This window comes from Streptosporangium sp. NPDC006930, assembly GCF_040635605.1.
Classification (GTDB): domain Bacteria; phylum Actinomycetota; class Actinomycetes; order Streptosporangiales; family Streptosporangiaceae; genus Streptosporangium.
In genome coordinates, this window is record NZ_JBEYID010000002.1 from 365,627 (window position 1) to 382,266 (window position 16,640).

At 68.0% G+C, this 16,640-nt stretch carries 13 protein-coding genes and 1 tRNA gene; 1 reads left to right on the forward strand and 13 read right to left on the reverse strand.

Annotation, left to right across the window (positions count from 1 at the left end):
* Nucleotides 1-8: 8 nt before the first annotated feature.
* The 11 genes from rpoB to ABZ664_RS04975 form a co-directional block, all read right to left on the reverse strand.
* Nucleotides 9-3,476, reverse strand: coding sequence for a DNA-directed RNA polymerase subunit beta (rpoB, locus tag ABZ664_RS04925; protein ID WP_362503064.1), 3,468 nt, complete (start codon nt 3,474-3,476; stop codon nt 9-11).
* A 443-nt stretch (nt 3,477-3,919) separates the two neighbouring features.
* Nucleotides 3,920-4,444 carry a hypothetical protein gene (locus ABZ664_RS04930; RefSeq protein WP_362503067.1) on the reverse strand — a complete coding sequence of 175 codons (525 nt, stop codon included), beginning with the start codon at nt 4,442-4,444 and terminating at the stop codon, nt 3,920-3,922.
* Entirely contained in the window at nt 4,441-4,899 is a 459-nt protein-coding gene (locus ABZ664_RS04935) for a hypothetical protein (RefSeq protein WP_362503070.1), read from the reverse strand. Before ABZ664_RS04935 ends, ABZ664_RS04930 begins: the two co-directional genes overlap by 4 nt.
* Nucleotides 4,900-5,326: 427 nt before the next feature.
* Nucleotides 5,327-5,713: a 50S ribosomal protein L7/L12 gene (gene rplL / locus ABZ664_RS04940; RefSeq protein ID WP_350943257.1), complete on the reverse strand. Its 387-nt coding sequence runs from the start codon at nt 5,711-5,713 to the stop codon at nt 5,327-5,329.
* A gap of 84 nt (nt 5,714-5,797) precedes the next feature.
* A complete protein-coding gene (gene rplJ, locus ABZ664_RS04945) occupies nt 5,798-6,322 on the reverse strand; it encodes a 50S ribosomal protein L10 (protein ID WP_362503074.1) in 525 nt (174 codons plus the stop codon).
* Nucleotides 6,323-6,631: 309 nt separating this feature from the next.
* On the reverse strand, nt 6,632-7,462 hold the full coding sequence (locus ABZ664_RS04950; RefSeq protein WP_350943255.1) for an LppX_LprAFG lipoprotein: 831 nt from the start codon (nt 7,460-7,462) through the stop codon (nt 6,632-6,634).
* Nucleotides 7,463-7,607: 145 nt separating this feature from the next.
* Nucleotides 7,608-8,321, reverse strand: coding sequence for a 50S ribosomal protein L1 (rplA, locus tag ABZ664_RS04955; RefSeq protein ID WP_362503077.1), 714 nt, complete (start codon nt 8,319-8,321; stop codon nt 7,608-7,610).
* Nucleotides 8,322-8,497: 176 nt separating this feature from the next.
* Nucleotides 8,498-8,929, reverse strand: coding sequence for a 50S ribosomal protein L11 (gene rplK, locus ABZ664_RS04960; protein ID WP_326819881.1), 432 nt, complete (start codon nt 8,927-8,929; stop codon nt 8,498-8,500).
* 148 nt (nt 8,930-9,077) lie between these two features.
* Nucleotides 9,078-9,866 carry a transcription termination/antitermination protein NusG gene (gene nusG / locus ABZ664_RS04965; protein WP_362503082.1) on the reverse strand — a complete coding sequence of 263 codons (789 nt, stop codon included), beginning with the start codon at nt 9,864-9,866 and terminating at the stop codon, nt 9,078-9,080.
* Between the two features lie 72 nt (nt 9,867-9,938).
* The gene (gene secE / locus ABZ664_RS04970) at nt 9,939-10,187 is read right to left on the reverse strand and encodes a preprotein translocase subunit SecE (protein ID WP_362503085.1); all 249 of its coding nucleotides are present in this window, start codon (nt 10,185-10,187) and stop codon (nt 9,939-9,941) included.
* Nucleotides 10,188-10,262: 75 nt separating this feature from the next.
* Nucleotides 10,263-10,335: transfer RNA gene (locus tag ABZ664_RS04975), tRNA-Trp, on the reverse strand.
* A 243-nt stretch (nt 10,336-10,578) separates the two neighbouring features.
* Between ABZ664_RS04975 and ABZ664_RS04980 the strand changes: the two genes are divergently transcribed.
* Nucleotides 10,579-11,784 carry a pyridoxal phosphate-dependent aminotransferase gene (locus tag ABZ664_RS04980; RefSeq protein WP_362503088.1) on the forward strand — a complete coding sequence of 402 codons (1,206 nt, stop codon included), beginning with the start codon at nt 10,579-10,581 and terminating at the stop codon, nt 11,782-11,784.
* A 220-nt stretch (nt 11,785-12,004) separates the two neighbouring features.
* Here the strand turns inward: ABZ664_RS04980 and ABZ664_RS04985 are convergent, their stop codons facing one another.
* Together ABZ664_RS04985 and ABZ664_RS04990 are read right to left on the reverse strand one after the other, a co-directional pair.
* Complete coding sequence (locus tag ABZ664_RS04985) at nt 12,005-14,044, reverse strand: NB-ARC domain-containing protein (RefSeq protein ID WP_362503091.1); 2,040 nt, start codon at nt 14,042-14,044, stop codon at nt 12,005-12,007.
* On the reverse strand, nt 14,041-16,158 hold the full coding sequence (locus ABZ664_RS04990; RefSeq protein WP_362503094.1) for an AAA family ATPase: 2,118 nt from the start codon (nt 16,156-16,158) through the stop codon (nt 14,041-14,043). The genes ABZ664_RS04985 and ABZ664_RS04990 overlap by 4 nt, the downstream gene beginning before the upstream one ends.
* Nucleotides 16,159-16,640 lie beyond the last annotated feature (482 nt).

The window sequence follows — 16,640 nt, forward strand, 5'->3', positions numbered from 1 at the left end:
CTTCTAGATCAGACCTCTTCGACACTGCTCGGCTCACGCCGGGACAGGTCGATGCCGAGCTCTTCCGCGGCGCGGAAGACGTCCTCGTCGGTGTCGCGCATCTCGATGGACATGCCGTCGCTGGAGAGCACCTCGACGTTCAGGCACAGCGACTGCATTTCCTTGATGAGCACCTTGAACGACTCCGGGATGCCCGGCTCGGGAATGTTCTCGCCCTTGACGATCGCCTCGTAGACCTTCACGCGGCCGAGGACGTCGTCGGACTTGATGGTGAGCAGCTCCTGCAGGGCGTAGGCGGCGCCGTACGCCTCCAGCGCCCAGACCTCCATCTCACCGAAGCGCTGGCCACCGAACTGGGCCTTACCGCCGAGCGGCTGCTGGGTGATCATGGAGTACGGGCCGGTCGAACGAGCGTGGATCTTGTCGTCGACCAGGTGGAGCAGCTTCAGGATGTAGATGTAACCGACCGAGATCGGGTGCGGGAACGGCTCCCCGGAACGGCCGTCGAACAGCTGGGCCTTTCCGTTCGCGCCGACCATGCGCCCGCCGTCCCTGTTGACCAGGGTGTTGTCGAGCAGACCGATGATCTCTTCCTCGTTGGCACCGTCGAACACCGGCGTGGCCATGTTGGTGTGCGGCTCGACCTCGGCGAAGCCCTTGTCGCGCAGCCGCTCGGCCCAGGCCTCCTGGATGCCGCTGATGTCCCACCCTCTGGCCGCGATCCACCCGAGGTGGGTCTCCAGGACCTGGCCGACGTTCATTCGGCCGGGCACGCCCAGGGGGTTGAGGATGATGTCGACGGCCGTGCCGTCCTCAAGGAACGGCATGTCCTCGACCGGGAGGATCTTGGAGATGACGCCCTTGTTGCCGTGACGGCCGGCCAGCTTGTCACCGTCGGTGATCTTACGCTTCTGGGCCACGTAGACGCGGACCAGCTCGTTGACGCCGGGGGGGAGCTCGTCGCCCTCCTCGCGGCTGAACACGCGCACCCCGATGACCTTGCCCTGCTCGCCGTGCGGCACCTTCAGTGAGGTGTCACGGACCTCGCGGGCCTTCTCACCGAAGATCGCGCGCAGCAGGCGCTCCTCGGGGGTCAGCTCGGTCTCGCCCTTGGGCGTGACCTTTCCGACGAGGATGTCGCCGGGGACGACCTCGGCGCCGATGCGGATGATGCCGCGCTCGTCGAGGTCGGCCAGGACCTCCTCGGAGACGTTCGGGATGTCCCGGGTGATCTCCTCGGGGCCCAGCTTGGTGTCACGGGCGTCGACCTCGTGCTCCTCGATGTGGATCGAGGACAGGACGTCGTCCTGCACCAGACGCTGGGAGAGGATGATCGCGTCCTCGTAGTTGTGGCCCTCCCACGGCATGAACGCCACGAGGAGGTTCTTGCCCAGGGCCATCTCGCCCTCGTCGGTGCAGGGACCGTCGGCGACGACCTGGTTCACCTCGATCCGGTCGCCTTCGGCGACGATCGGCTTCTGGTTGAAGCAGGTGCCCTGGTTGGAGCGCTTGAACTTGGCGACCCGGTAGGTCGTACGGGTGCCGTCGTCGTTCATCACCGTGACGTAGTCGGCGGAGACCTCCTCGACCACGCCCGCCTTGTCGGCGGTGATGACGTCGCCGGCGTCGGTCGCGGCACGGTATTCCATGCCGGTGCCGACCAGCGGCGCCTCGCTCTTGAGCAGCGGCACCGACTGGCGCTGCATGTTGGAGCCCATGAGCGCACGGTTGGCGTCGTCGTGCTCCAGGAACGGGATCATCGCGGTCGCCACGGACACCATCTGGCGTGCCGAGACGTCCATGTAGTCGACCTCGGTGGCGCGCAGGGATTCGAACTCCCCGCCCTTCCTGCGGACGAGCACGCGCGACTCGAGGAACGTTCCGTCGGAACCGATGGGCGTGTTCGCCTGGGCGATGACGTGCCGGTCCTCCTCGTCCGCGGTCAGGTAGTCGACCTGGTCGGTGACCCGGCCGTCGACGACCTTGCGGTAGGGGGTCTCGACGAACCCGAAGGAGTTGACCCGGCCGAAGGAGGCCAGCGAGCCGATCAGACCGATGTTCGGTCCTTCCGGCGTCTCGATCGGGCACATGCGACCGTAGTGCGACGGGTGAACGTCACGGACCTCGAAACCGGCCCGCTCACGGGACAGACCACCGGGGCCCAGCGCGGACAGACGACGCTTGTGCGTCAGTCCGGCGAGGGGGTTGGTCTGGTCCATGAACTGGGACAGCTGGGAGGTGCCGAAGAACTCCTTGATCGACGCCACGACCGGGCGAATGTTGATCAGGGTCTGCGGCGTGATCGCCTCGACGTCCTGGGTCGTCATCCGCTCGCGGACGACGCGCTCCATGCGGGCCAGGCCCAGGCGGACCTGGTTCTGGATGAGCTCGCCCACCGTACGGAGACGGCGGTTGCCGAAGTGGTCGATGTCGTCGGTCTCGACGACGATCGAACCGTTCGCGCCGGGCATCTCCGTCTCGCCGGCGTGGAGCCGGACGATGTATTCGATGGTGGCGACGATGTCGTCTTCGGCGAGCGTGCCCTGGGTGATCTCGCTGTCGACCCCGAGCTTCTTGTTGATCTTGTATCGGCCGACCTTGGCGAGGTCGTAGCGCTTGGAGTTGAAGTACAGGTTCTCCAGCAGCGTCTGCGCCGACTCCTTGGTCGGGGGCTCGCCCGGGCGCAGCTTGCGGTAGATGTCGAGCAGAGCGTCGTCCTGGCCGGCCGTGTGGTCCTTCTCCAGGGTCGCGCGCATCGACTCGTACTGACCGAAACGCTCAAGGATCTGGTCGCTGGTCCAGCCGAGCGCCTTGAGCAGCACGGTGACGGCCTGCTTGCGCTTGCGGTCGATGCGGACACCGACGCTGTCGCGCTTGTCGATCTCGAACTCAAGCCAGGCGCCCCGCGACGGGATCACCTTGCATCCATAGAGGTCCTTGTCCGAGGTCTTGTCGACACTGCGGTCGAAGTAGACGCCCGGGGACCGGACCAGCTGGGAGACGACGACACGCTCGGTGCCGTTGATGATGAATGTACCCTTACCGGTCATGAGCGGGAAGTCGCCCATGAACACGGTCTGGCTCTTGATCTCACCAGTGGTGTTATTGATGAACTCCGCCGTGACGAACATCGGGGCGGAGTAGGTCATGTCCTTGTCTTTGCACTCATCGACTGAGTACTTGGGCGGCTCGAACCGGTGATCGCGGAACGACAGGGACATGGTCCCGGAGAAGTCCTCGATAGGACTGATCTCCTCAAAGATCTCTTCGAGGCCCGACTGGGCCGGAACGTCCTTGCGCCCGGCCTGGCGAGCCGCCTCGACCCGCCCCTTCCACTTCTCGTTGCCGAGCAACCAGTCGAAGGACTCGGTCTGAAGAGCGAGAAGGTCAGGAACTTCTAGCGGCTCCTGAATTCGTGCGAAAGACACACGACGGGGACCGGCGGGTACGGCGGAGGCGTTGCGCGAGGCTGCCAACAGATGTCCTTCCGAGGGCTCGCGGCGGACTGACTACACGCACGCCAGACGACCATGCATCAGAGCACCAAAAGAAGCGGGTCGTCAAAGGGCAGCGCAAAGGGGCAGTGTAGCCGAACGGCATACACCTGTCCACTTCAGTCTCACTGCAAGCTCCACGTTGGTCGCAGCATCGCCCGTCAGAGCCGAAACGTCAAGCCCGGGAGCCGACATTTCGGCCGGGAAACAGCCGAGACCCTGGGAGTTTTCCCACCGGGTGACCTGCGTACACCACCACAGCGGAGACAATGCCCGACCTGGTGTGGCTGACGCTGAGTCACGCGGCGGATCGAACACCGGCCGAGGGATCGACCGACGATCGACGCTGCCATGGCCGGTGTACCCAACAGCCAACCCAACCCAAACCGAGGCTTTGCTAACAATTAAATAAAGCGACGCGCCGATCAAGGGGGCGGAGGGTCTCCGAGCAGGGTGGAGAGCTCCGAGACCAGCCACCGGGAATCCTTTTTGATCATGATGAATCTGGCCCGGTTCTGGCTGACGACGCGGCGGGGCTCCTTCTCCCCCTCGGGAGTCTTGACCGTGCTCATGCTCATGAAGAGCAGCACCTCGACCCGGCCGGAACCTCCCGACTCCACCGACTCGACCCCGGCCCCGGTCACCGTGGCCTGCTGCACCGTCTTCTGTCTCCTGGCCTGTGGAGCGATGCTCCTGGCCAGCTGCCGGTAGTGCAGGCTGAGCGCCCCGACGGTGTATTCGCTCGCTCTTGCGAAATCCTGTTCGATCGTACGATAGTCATACGACAGCATGTCGGGGGCGACAGAACGGGCCGCGGCGAGCGCCTCCCGGCCCGCCGTCTCGTCCGCGCGCAGCCGGCTCAGGTCGGTGAACATGATCCAGACGGCCGCCGCGAGCGCGAGCGCGACGGCGACCATGAGCCCGATCGCCAGCCGGGAGGCACGTCTCACAGCACCAGCTCCGCCTTGGACACGAGCCACGATCCCCCGACCTTGGTCACTTCCATGTTCCACCGGTAGAACCGCTCCTGCGGGGCGTCCTTGCTCCCGTCCCGCCGGATCACCGCGTCGCCCACCACCATCACCTGGGCCGTGCTCCCCTTCAACGAGACCAGCCCCGAGGCCCGCAGCGCACCCGTCTGGAGGATCTTGTCCTTCACCGTGCTCCTCTTGAGCTCCGCGGCGGTCCTGGCGTACTCGGCCCTGGCCACGCCCGTGGAGGTGTCGAGGATGCGCCCGATGTCCTCGTCGACGCTCCTGTAGCCGACGGAGAGCAGATGCACGGCGTGGGCCCCCGCCGCCCTCAGCGCGGCCTGCCGGTCGTCAGCGGCCGTCTGGGCGTCGCGCAGGGCGGCACCGATCCAGAACGCGGCGGCGAGCAACGCCACGATCAAAACCCCCAGCATCGGCCCCACGATCCTGAGAGGGCGACGGTAGCGGCGTGAGCGACGGGAACGAGTGGCGTGCACTGCCATGCGTTCTCTCCCATCGCACGGTCTGCGGAACGCGGGCCGGCGAGCGCGACCGCTTCACCGCGCCGGACGGTACGCTCCCCGATCGCCGGATCATAACCCGCCGCGCAGATCCGCATAACGGCCTTCGCCCACATGCCCCGGGCCATTTCGCCCGCCCCTGCACCCCGTCCCCGGAACGACGAGGCGTCCGGCCCGGTGCGGGTGGTCCTCCCCCGCCGCCGACGCGCATCTCGGCCGACCGCTTCCCGCCCCTCTCACCCGGATGCGAACTCACCCGCGTACGGGTCGCAGGAGGGCGGAAACACGAAAAGAGCGGGCCACCGGCACCAGGTGGACCCGCTCTTTTCGATGAAACGAACTACTTGACGGTCACCGAAGCGCCGGCGCCCTCAAGGGCGGCCTTGGCCTTCTCGGCCTGCTCCTTGTTGACCTTGCCGTCGAAGACGGACTTGGGAGCGCCGTCAACGAGGTCCTTGGCCTCCTTGAGGCCCAGGCTCGTCAGGGCGCGGATCTCCTTGATGACCTGGATCTTCTTGTCGCCGGCGGCCTCGAGGACGACCTCGAACTCGTCCTGCTCCTCGACCTCTTCGACAGCGGCCGCACCGGGGGCGGCGGCGGCGACGGCGACGGGGGCAGCGGCCTTGACGTCGAAGGTCTCCTCGAAGAGCTTCACGAAGTCGGACAGCTCAAGAAGAGTCATCTCCTTGAAAGCGTCGAGCAGCTCGTCGGTGCTGAGCTTCGCCATGATGGTTCCTCCATACGGATCTGAACTACTAAAGAAAGTCGGGACCGCGGTTTGCGTTAATCCCCTGTGACCGCCTGCGCGGACCTACTCGCCGGGGCCTTCGCGCTTGGCGCGCAGGGCCTCGGCCAGCTGAGCCATGTTGGTGGGCAGCGCATTGAAGACGGCGGCCGCGTGGCCCTGCTTCGCCTTCAGGGCACCGGCCAGCTTCGCGAGGAGAACCTCACGCGACTCAAGGTCGGCAAGCTTGCTGATCTCGTCCGGCGTCATCGACCTGCCGTCGACGACACCGCCCTTGATGACCAGGAGGGGATTGGCCTTGGCGAAGTCACGCAGACTCTTGGCAGCCTCGACCACGTCGCCGTTGACGAACGCGATCGCCGACGGACCCGCGAGCAGGTCGTTGAGCTGGTTGAACCCGGCCTCAGTGGCCGCGATCTTGGTCAGCGTGTTCTTCACCACGGCGAACTTCGCATTCTCACCGAGAGAAACGCGCAGCTGCTTGAGCTGGGCGACGGTGAGACCGCGGTATTCGGTCAGAACGGCAGCATTGGAGCCGTCGAAGCTGCTCTTCAGCTCAGCGACAGCCGTTGCCTTTTCTGCCTTCGCCATGGGCCTCCTTCCAGATGTGCCGCCGGGGCAAGGGCCCAGAAAAGCGAACAAGCCCCGGCGCAGGCGCACGGGGCTCACATAAGGAGGTTAGTCCAGATGAAAACTCACATCACAACCTACGCGGGCCGTCCACTGACGTGGATCCTTAAGCCATCAGGTCATGCGACCTGACGACGACCGGCGGTCTTCGGCGTTGACAGCTTACGCGCTGACGCCACGAATGCCAACTCGGCGCCACCTCAGCGCGGTAAGCCGGAAAAAACTCGCGCCCCCGGCCGATCGGCCGGGGGCGCGGATTTCCGGGAAACGTCAGTTTCCGCCGCGGTGCTCGGGCAGGTCACCCACCTGGTCGGCGGGCGGGGCCGTGATCTCCACGGGCTCGTTGAACCCCTTGAAGAGCGCCGTCAGGTTGAACGACGCGTCCTTCTCGGAGCCGCTGAGCGTGACCTTACGGGGCAGGCTCTGGGCGTCGGCCCAGAGGTCGAACTTCACGTCCTTGGCCTGCGAGAGCTGCTCCTGAAGCTTCTCACGCTTGGCCGGGTCGATCAGCTGGGCGGCCTCGGCGACCGGGAATGTGCCGCTGTAGTGGGTCGTGTCGACCCCACCGACCGTCTCGGTGCCGACCGCCTTGACGTCCTTGGACGCGGTCAGCAGCTTCACGGTGCCCGCCAGGTCGAACTGCTGCGCCTGGTCCATGAACTTCCTGATCTCGGACTGCCCCTTGGCGTCGAGCTCGCTGAGCGACACCTTGGTCCACGGCTTGCTGGTGCCGGCGACCCTGTTGATGAGCTCGGACTTCACGTAGACCGTGTCACCCGACAGGATGGCCCGCGCCCCGCCCGGCACGTTCTGTCCGCCAAAGGTGATCGTGTCGAGCCTGATGTCCGTCGCCAGCTGGGGCTTGCTCTGGTAGAGCATGCTGCCCTGGACCTTGCCCGCCCCCTTCTCGCCACCGGTGGCGTCGAGAACCACGTCCGCGGAGTAGGAGGTGACCTCCTCGGCCTTCTGAGCACTCTGCTGCACCGCGTCCGCCGCGGCGAGTTTGACGTTTCCGAGGGAGCCGGTGCCCTGCGCACCGCATCCCGCGACCGCGATGAGCGCGGCCGCTCCCAGTGCGACTGTGGGAGCCAATCGGCGCATTTTCGTCTCCACCCTTTCGTTCCCCCGGTGATCCATGACAACGACACTACGCGTCGGCAAAGCCGGGCGCGTCGTCCGGGAGAACGAAGAAAGGCCTCAACCGAATGGCCATTCGGTTGAGGCCTTCCTCAGAAGACGTCTGCTATCAGGCGTCGAGCTCGGCGGTCAGCGCCCGCGTCTGGCTGGGGTCGACCTGGATGCCAGGGCCCATCGACGTGGAGAAGACGACCTTCTTGACGTAGCGTCCCTTCGCCGCGGACGGCTTGAGACGCAGCACCTCTTCGAGGGCGGCGGCGTAGTTCTCGATAAGCTGGCGCTCGCCGAAGGACACCTTGCCGATGATGAAGTGCAGGTTCGCGTGCCGGTCGACACGGAACTCGATCTTGCCGCCCTTGATGTCGGTGACGGCCTTGCCGACGGCCGGGGTCACGGTGCCGGTCTTGGGGTTCGGCATCAGGCCACGGGGGCCGAGCACGCGGCCCAGACGACCGACCTTGCCCATGAGGTCCGGGGTGGCGACGACGGCGTCGAAGTCGAGGCGGCCCTTGGCGACCTCGTCGATCAGCTCGTCGGCACCGACGATGTCGGCGCCCGCGGCGCGGGCCTCCTCGGCACGGTCACCGGTCGCGAAGACCAGGACCCGGGCGGTCTTGCCGGTGCCGTGCGGGAGGTTGACGGTGCCGCGGACCATCTGGTCGGCCTTGCGAGGGTCGACGCCCAGCCGCAGGGCCACCTCGACGGTGGCGTCGAACTTGGCGACGTTGGTGTCCTTGGCCAGCTTGGCCGCCTGCGCCGGGGTGTACAGGGTCTCGCGGTCGACCTGCGCCGCCGCGGCGCGGAATCCCTTGCTGCGCTTCATGTGATCACTCCTGTGGATCCGAGTGTTCGTGGTGCGGGCCAGCGCCTGACCCCTCCACTTACTACGAAATTTTCCTGCCGGACGTCGCTCGTGCTCCGCCCGTTGTCCGGCCCCTCGACGGTCGCGCGGATCATGCTCCCGCGCTCGTGCCCGCAGGGCCCGGTCAGCCGTTTCGGCTAGTCGGCGATCGTGATGCCCATCGACCGGGCGGTGCCGGCGATGATCTTCTCGGCCGCCGCGATGTCGTTGGCGTTGAGGTCCTGCATCTTGGTCTCGGCGATCTGGCGCAGCTGCTCCTTGGTGAGCTTGCCCACCTTGTCCTTCTGCGGGACGGCCGAACCCTTGGCGACACCGGCGGCCTTCTTGATCAGCTCAGGCGCCGGGGGCGTCTTCGTGATGAAGGTGAAGGTGCGGTCCTCGTAGATGGTGATCTCAACGGGGATGATGTTGCCGCGCTGGGCCTCGGTGGCAGCGTTGTACTGCTTCACGAAGTCCATGATGTTGACGCCGTGCGGACCGAGGGCGGTACCGACCGGCGGCGCGGGCGTGGCCTGGCCAGCGGGGAGCTGGACCTTGACCAGGGCGGCGAGTTTCTTCTTAGGAGGCATGCTTCTCTCCGGGTCCTTGCTTCTCTGAACGATGTCCCTGCTGGCCCCGCGCAGGCGGGACCCACTCCGGCGGCTGGATTTCGACCGGAGTGAAGAAGGAACCATCCCCGCGACCGCGGGGCAGACTGGTGAAGTCTACGCGACCGGTTTAGATTTTCGAGACCTGGTTGAACGAGAGCTCGACCGGAGTCTCACGGCCGAAGATCGACACGAGCACCTTGAGCTTCTGCGACTCGGCGCTGATCTCGCTCACCGTGGCGGGCAGCGTGGCGAACGGGCCGTCCATGACGGTGACGGACTCGCCGATCTCGAAGTCGACCGTCGCGGCGGAGGCCTTCGCGGTGGACTTCTTCACCTCTTCCGAGGGCTCCGGCGCGAGCAGCTTGGCGACCTCTTCGAGGCTCAGCGGGCTCGGCTTGTTGGAGAGGCCCACGAAACCGGTCACACCGGGGGTGTTACGCACCGCGGACCAGGACTCGTCGGTGAGCTCCATCCGGACCAGGACGTATCCGGGCAGCACCCGCTCCTTGACCAGCTGGCGCTTGCCGCTCTTGATCTCGGTCACGTGGTGGGTGGGCACCTCGACCTGGAAGATGTAGTCCTCCATGTTGAGGGACTGCGTGCGGGTCTCGATGTTCGACTTCACGCGGTTCTCGTAACCGGCGTAGGAGTGGATGACGTACCACTCGCCGAACAGGCTCCGCAGGTGCCGCTTGAACTCCTCGACCGGGTCGACGTCGGGAAGGACGTCACCGTCCTCGTCGACGACGCCGGCCGGGGCCTGCTCGGCCTCGCCCTCGGCGTCGGTGTCGGTCTCGGCGTCGACATCCTGCCCGTCGGACTCGTCAAGCGAATCCTCGGTGACGTCGACGGCCTTCTCCAGCTCGTCCTCGCGCTCTTCGCGGGACTCGCCGGCCGACTGTGCAGACTCGGACACGGTGCTCTTTCTCTTTTCGTCGATGGCTTGTGGAGTCGTCGGCGAGGCTGTCCGCCCGCCGGAGACCGCGACTCAGGCTCCGCCGAAGATTCTCAGCACGCCCTCGGTGAACAGCGCGTCCAAAGCCGACACGATCCCGACCATGATCAGAACGAAGATCAGGACGATGATGGTGTACGAAATAAGGTCTTTGCGCGTAGGCCAGATGACCTTACGCAGCTCGGCGACTACCTGCCGGTAGAAAAGGGCGGGAGAAGTGCGCTTGGTCTTCTTCTCACCGCTCGGCTTGTCTGCGGTTTCGCCGCGCGTGTCGATCGCCACAGTCCTCACCTGAATCCATCGAGTCCAACGCACATAAGCGGCGCGCTGGACGCCTGATGCGCGGACCGCTCCTAGCAGGGCACGAGGGACTCGAACCCCCAACCGCCGGTTTTGGAGACCGGTGCGCTACCAATTGCGCTAGTGCCCTAAGACATGAACCACCATACATCGGTTGGACCGAAGTTTGTCCGTGGCTCACGGTCTTGACCGCCGGTTCACGCATACGGCGGAAAGACCATGCCGGAGTCTACGGGTGAATGGCCACCACGTCGAACCGGCGGACGATCGTCCAGCTCAGAGGCTGCCGCCGGTGCTCAGGCGGCTCTCGGGGTGACGTCCGCATGGTGGATACGCGGCGGAAACATCGGCACAGGTCTGTAACCATGGAGGTATGACCCGTCCTCGCATCTCAGCGCGCATCTCCGCGATCTCCGAGTCCGCCACGCTCGCCGTGGACGCCAAGGCCAAGGCAATGAAGGCGGCGGGCCGCCCGGTCATCGGCTTCGGCGCCGGTGAGCCGGACTTCGCGACCCCCGGCTACATCGTCGAGGCGGCCGTCGAGGCGTGCAGGAACCCCAGGTTCCACAAGTACACCCCGGCCGGTGGCCTTCCCGAGCTGAAGCAGGCCGTCGCCGACAAGACGCTCCGCGACTCCGGCTACCGGGTGGACGCGGCCCAGGTCCTGATCACCAACGGCGGCAAGCAGGCCGTCTACGAGGCGTTCGCCACCCTGCTCGACCCCGGTGACGAGGTCGTGGTCGTGGCCCCGTACTGGACGACCTACCCCGAGGCGATCAAGCTCGCCGGCGGCGTCCAGGTCGACGTGGTGACCGACGAGACCACCGGATACCTGGCGAGCGTGGAGCAGCTGGAGGCGGCGCGCACCGACCGCACCAAGGTCCTGCTCTTCGTCTCCCCGTCCAACCCGACCGGCGCGGTGTACACCCCCGAGCAGGTCGCGGAGATCGGCCGCTGGGCCGTCGAGCACGATCTGTGGGTCGTCACGGACGAGATCTACGAGCACCTCACGTACGGCGACGCGACGTTCGCGAGCATCGCCACCGTGGTCCCGGAACTGGGCGACAAGGTGGTGGTCCTGAACGGCGTCGCCAAGACCTACGCGATGACCGGCTGGCGCGTGGGCTGGCTGATCGGTCCCAAGGACGTCGTCAAGGCCGCCGCCAACCTGCAGTCGCACGCCACCTCCAACGTCTCCAACGTCGCCCAGGCCGCCGCGCTGGCCGCCGTCACCGGCGACCTGTCGGCGGTGGCGGAGATGCGCGCCGCCTTCGACCGGCGCCGCCGGACCATGGTCAGGATGCTCAACGAGATCCCGGGCGTGGTCTGCCCCGAGCCGCTGGGCGCGTTCTACGCCTATCCCTCGGTCAAGGCGCTCCTGGGCAAGGAGTTCGGCGGCAGGCGCCCGGCGACCTCCGCCGAGCTGGCCGAGATCATCCTGGAGGAGGCCGAGGTGGCGGTCGTCCCCGGTGAGGCCTTCGGCACCCCGGGATACTTCCGCCTGTCCTACGCGCTCGGTGACGACGACCTCGTCGAGGGTGTGAGCCGCCTCGCCAAGTTCCTCGGCCAGGCCGGCTGAACGCGGCGGCCTGACCGCCTGGCCGCTGAGCACGTAAGGTCCCCGGCAGGGCCCGCCGATAAGAACGGCCTCCCTGCCGGGCTCGCCGGGCGCGAGGTTCCCCGGCAGGCCCGCCGGGCGCGACCGCTTCCCCGCCGAGCGCGAGGTTTCCCGCAGGGGCCGCCGATCAGGACGGCTCCCCCGCTGGTCGAACACGGCCTCCGTACGCGCCGGGCGGGGCTCAGTCCCGCAGGGCGTAGGCCACGGCGGCCTCGAAGTGGGCGGCCGAGCCCTCGTCGAAGACCCGCGCGTAGGCGGTCTCGCCGATCAGGCACGTGGCCCGGGCCCCTACGGCCTCGCGGAGCGCGGCCATGGTGTGGGCCTCGGTGCCGGGGGGGCCGAAGGTGGTCCAGATACGTTGCGCGGCCCCCAGGAGCCAGGCCGCGCGTCCGCCGTCGCCCTCGGTGGCGGCGATCCTGGCGAGCTGGTCGATGGCGAGAGCACTGCCGACCGTGTCCCGCAGCCGTCGTTTGACCTCCAGGGAGGCCCTGGCCGCCGCTGAGGCCTCCGCGAGGTCACCCCGGCCGAAAAGGGCGAGGGAGAGGACGTAGTCGTCCATGGCGCGCTGTGACAGCTCCCCTCGCGCCTCGTGGCCCGGCCGCGCCTCGCGCAGGGTCCTCACCGCCTCGTCGAAGTCGCCGCGGAACGTGGCGGCCAGGGCGAGGAAGGAGGGCAGGAAGAACGTTCCCGGCGAGGTGGGGTCCAGCCCGTCGGCCACACGCAGCGCGTACGCCCGCGCGTCCTCTCGATCCAGGTCGCCGGTGAACAGGCGGGTTTGCGCGAGGGCGAGAAGGGCGTGTGCCTCGGCGTCGCCGTCACCGTAGCGCCGGGCGCTCTCGACGGCCTCCTCCGCCCGGTCGCGCGCCAGGGACATGTTGCCCTGGATGAGCGCGAGATGAGCGACGACCCAGAGCGGCCTGGACCTCGCCCTGTCGGGGGCGGGGACGGCGGCCAGGGCGCGGTCGAGATAGCGGCGGCCCTCCCTGACGAACCCCAGACGGCACCAGAGCACCCACAGGGCTCCCGCCAGCTCCAGAGCGCCGCGGTGGTCGCCCGCGCCGAGACAGCGGTCGAGGGCCGCGCGGATGTTGGGCAGTTCCCTGTGCGCCCAGCAGGTCCATTCGAGCTGGCGCGGGCCGTACCATTCGGCGCCCATGCGCCGGGCGGTGGACAGGTAGTGATCGCGATGCCTGCGGATCATCAGGGCGCCTTCGCCCAGCTCGTCGAGCCAGTCCCGCCCGTAGTCCCTGATGGTGTCAAGCAGGCGGTAGCGGTCACCCACGCGGGCGACGACGGATTTGGCCGCGAGCGCGGTGAGCGCGCCGGGGACGTCGGGCAGGCGCTCGTCCTCGCACACGCCGCGCGCCGCCTCGGAGTCGAACGCCGCGGGGAAGACCGACAGGCGGGCCCAGAGCAGACGTTCGGCGGGGGTGCACAGCTCGTGGCTCCAGCCGGCGGCGGTGCGGAGCGTGTGGTGGCGGATGGGGAGCCCTTCGCCGTCGGTCAGCGGCTTGAAGTGGACGTCGAGCTGGTCGGCGAGCTGGGTCGCCGAGAGGCCGCGCATCTGGCTCGCGGCCAGCTCGATGGCGAGGGGCATGCCGTCGAGCCTGCGGCAGAGCCTGGCGACGGCCATCATGGCCCGCTCGTCCGTACGGAATCCGGGGGCCACGGCCCTGGCGCGGTCGAGGAAGAGGCTCGGCGCGTCGTGGTCCGCGAGGTCGGCGGTCTCGGGCGGGGGGACGGGGAAGGGTTCGACGAGCATGACGACCTCCAGCGGCAGGCCGAGCTCCTGGCGGCTGGTCACGATGATCTGAACGTCGGGCGCGCCGGTCAGGAGGGCCACGACCAGGGCGGCACAGGAGTCGACCAGGTGCTCGCAGGTGTCGAGGACGATGAGGAGCCGCCGGTCGGTGAGATGCTCGACGAGGGAGTCCAGGGCGGGACGTTCGGCCGGGGTGTGCAGGCCGAAGAGTCCGGCGACGCCGTGGATGAGCAGGTCGCCGTCGGTCTCGGCGGAGAGCTCGGCCACCCAGACGCCGTCGGGGTAGTCGTCACGGACGTTTCTCGCGGCCCGCAGGGCCAGACGCGTCTTGCCGACGCCCCCGGGGCCGCGCAGGGTGAGCAGGCGCGTCCGGGTGAGGAGTTTCGCGATCTCGTCGAGCTCGGTGGTGCGGCCGACGAAACTGTTCATCTCGGCCGGCAGGTTGCCGCAGCGCGTCAAGAAAGCTCCCTCTGGAGTGCGTGTTCCACGGCGTCACGCAGGCTGATCGAACTTCCCCGCGCCTCCAGTCGCTCGAACTCCGTCCTGCCCATGCGCCCCCGCAGCCTCAGCTCGGTCGCGCGCAGCTGCGTCGCGATCATGGGTGAACGGCTGGGCGGCACGTCGGCGCTCCTCCACGCGGCGCGGGAGGCTCCGAACATGGTGGCGGCGAAGGTGTCGTCGGCGCACGCCTCGGCGATCACGACGAACACCTCCAGTGCCTCCATCAAGGAGATGCTGTCGCCGAACAGGCGGGCCCCGCGCAGGGAGCCGCAGGCGGAATCGATCGCTGAGACGGTGTTGCCCAGGGAGTGCTCGGCCTGGGCAAGGAGGAGGTCCAGGCGGATGAGGGTCCAGTAGTCGCCGCAGGACTCGCAGAGGTCGCGTCCCTCGCGCAGGACGGAGACGGCCTGCTCATGGTGGTCGGCGAGCATCATCGCGGTGGCGACCACGGTGTAGGTGGGCAGGAAGCCGGGGAAGACGTTGCCGGTGGAGCGGTGGCGCACCCTGGCGTGCTTGATGAGCCTCAAGGCCTCGACCACATCGCCCTTGACCACGGCCAGGTGGGCCTGGAACTGGCTGACGTAGGCCGTGGCGTAGCCGTCGGCGTCCTCGGCGGCGCATTCGGTGAGGATGCGTTCTGCGCGTTCGAGGTCGCCTCGCTGGATCGAGACCCAGGCGTGCACCCAGAGTGCCTTGACCCGCTCGGGGCTGGGGGTGTGATCGAGGTCGAGGCCGCGCTGGAGGAGGTCGTCACCGGGTGCCTGCATGCCGCAGCACGCCCACAGGAACCACAGGTTGCCGACGAGGTCGAGGCCCTTACGGTATTCCGGTGGCCGGGAGTAGCAGTATTCGATGGCGCCACGCATGTTGCCGCATTCGAGGACCAGCCTGCGGTACCACTCAAGCTGGCGGCCCTGCCAGCTCATCTCGGCGCGGGCGGACAGGGCGAGGAAGTGGTCGCGGTGGCGGCGCTGGACCTCGTCGGTCTCGCCGAGCCGGTCGAGCCAGACCACCCCGAACTCGCGGACGGTGTTGAGCAGGCGGTAGCGGACCCCGCCCTCGCCCTCCTCGCGGACGAGGACCGATTTGTCGAGCAGGCCGAGCAGGCCGTCGAGGACGTCCTTGGCCGCGAGGGCGCCGCCGGCGCAGACCTCCTCGGCGGCCTCGATGTCGAAGGTGCCCGCGAAAACCGAGGCCCGCGCCCACAGCAGGCGCTCCTGCGGGGTGCAGAGTTCGTGGCTCCAGCCGAGGGCGACGCGCATGGAGCTGTGCCGCCGGGGAACGGCGGCCCGCGCGGGCGGGGCGGCGCCGAATCCGACGGCGTGGATCTCGCGTTCGGCCGTGGGGACCGTACGGCCTTCGAGGGACGCGGCGAGCTCGTCCGGGGAGGTGACGTGGCCGTCGAAGGCGGTGATCCCCGCGGTGGAGATCGGGCGGCCGTCGAGGGTGGCGGCGAGCCCGTCGAGGGTGCCGAGACCACCGGGGGTGCCCTCGGCCACGGCGAGCCGGATCGCGAGCGGCAGGTTGTCGAGGCGTTTGCAGAGCTCGGCCGGATCCGTGCCGCCGAACCTGTCACCGGCGAGGGCGGTGATCAGCTGGACGGCGTCGGCGTCCGGCAGGCCACCGACCGGGTAGAGGTGCTCGCCGGGCAGGCCGAGCCGCTGTCTGCTGGTGGTCAGGACGCGCAGTCCCTCGACCGAGCGCAACAGCAGGCCGACCAGGATGCCCGTCGTGCCGACGACGCGGTCACAGGTGTCGAGGACGAGCAGGGTCCGGCGCGTGAGGAACTCGTCCACCAGGGTCCGCAGCGCGGGGGTGTCCGGCCCGCGGCGGGCGCCGATCGCGTCCGCGAGCGTCTCGGTCAGGGAGTCGAGGTCGGCGGGCGCCTCCGACAGCTCCACGATGTGGACACCGCCGGGGAACGCGGGTTCGAGGGTGCGGGCGAGCCGCAGGGCGAGACAGGTCTTCCCGACCCCCGCGGGACCGGTCAACGTGACGTGCCGGACCCTTTCGAGCAGTGCGGATACGTCTGCGAGTTCTGTCTCCCTGCCGACGAAAACATCCGCTTCCATGGCAGCCCCAGCGTCCTGACAATGTGTGCCTCCACGGTCGCACGGCGACATGGTCCACTGAAAGCCCGTTTCCTAAATTTCCTCGATATAACGGGGGATGGGATATGGGCGGGTGTGCCGTGCCCCCACAACGCCTGCCCGAAATAACACCTAAAACCCTATAAATAACCAATCGGGGAAACTCGCGGGAAATGTCGGGAAAGGCGAGCGGGGTTCCGGCCCTGTTCAGCGGGCCTACCCGCATGCGCGGTGCCCATGACGATCTCGACGGCGAGGCCCCCGCGCTCCGTCCACACGAGCGTGAGCGTACCCGGCCCGCCGCCCACGTCGAGCTCACCGCCCTCCCCCGGGCTTCCGCGAGGCCGTCCTCCGCCCTCCCCGAGACGTGAACGGACGAGGCGGCTCTCCCCGTTCACCGGTCCGGCCTCCGCGTCCTCCGCCCTCCCGGGACGTGAACGGACCGTTAGATTGCGCCAAAAACA

Bases quoted from the DNA above. Each gene is read 5' to 3' on its own strand.
- ABZ664_RS04935 (WP_362503070.1), bottom strand. From the start codon at position 4,899: ATGCTGGGGGTTTTGATCGTGGCGTTGCTCGCCGCCGCGTTCTGGATC.
- rplL (WP_350943257.1), bottom strand. From the start codon at position 5,713: ATGGCGAAGCTCAGCACCGACGAGCTGCTCGACGCTTTCAAGGAGATG.
- rplK (WP_326819881.1), bottom strand. From the start codon at position 8,929: ATGCCTCCTAAGAAGAAACTCGCCGCCCTGGTCAAGGTCCAGCTCCCC.
- rplA (WP_362503077.1), bottom strand. From the start codon at position 8,321: ATGAAGCGCAGCAAGGGATTCCGCGCCGCGGCGGCGCAGGTCGACCGC.
- ABZ664_RS04990 (WP_362503094.1), bottom strand. From the start codon at position 16,158: ATGGAAGCGGATGTTTTCGTCGGCAGGGAGACAGAACTCGCAGACGTA.
- ABZ664_RS04950 (WP_350943255.1), bottom strand. From the start codon at position 7,462: ATGCGCCGATTGGCTCCCACAGTCGCACTGGGAGCGGCCGCGCTCATC.
- ABZ664_RS04980 (WP_362503088.1), top strand. From the start codon at position 10,579: ATGACCCGTCCTCGCATCTCAGCGCGCATCTCCGCGATCTCCGAGTCC.
- rplJ (WP_362503074.1), bottom strand. From the start codon at position 6,322: ATGGCGAAGGCAGAAAAGGCAACGGCTGTCGCTGAGCTGAAGAGCAGC.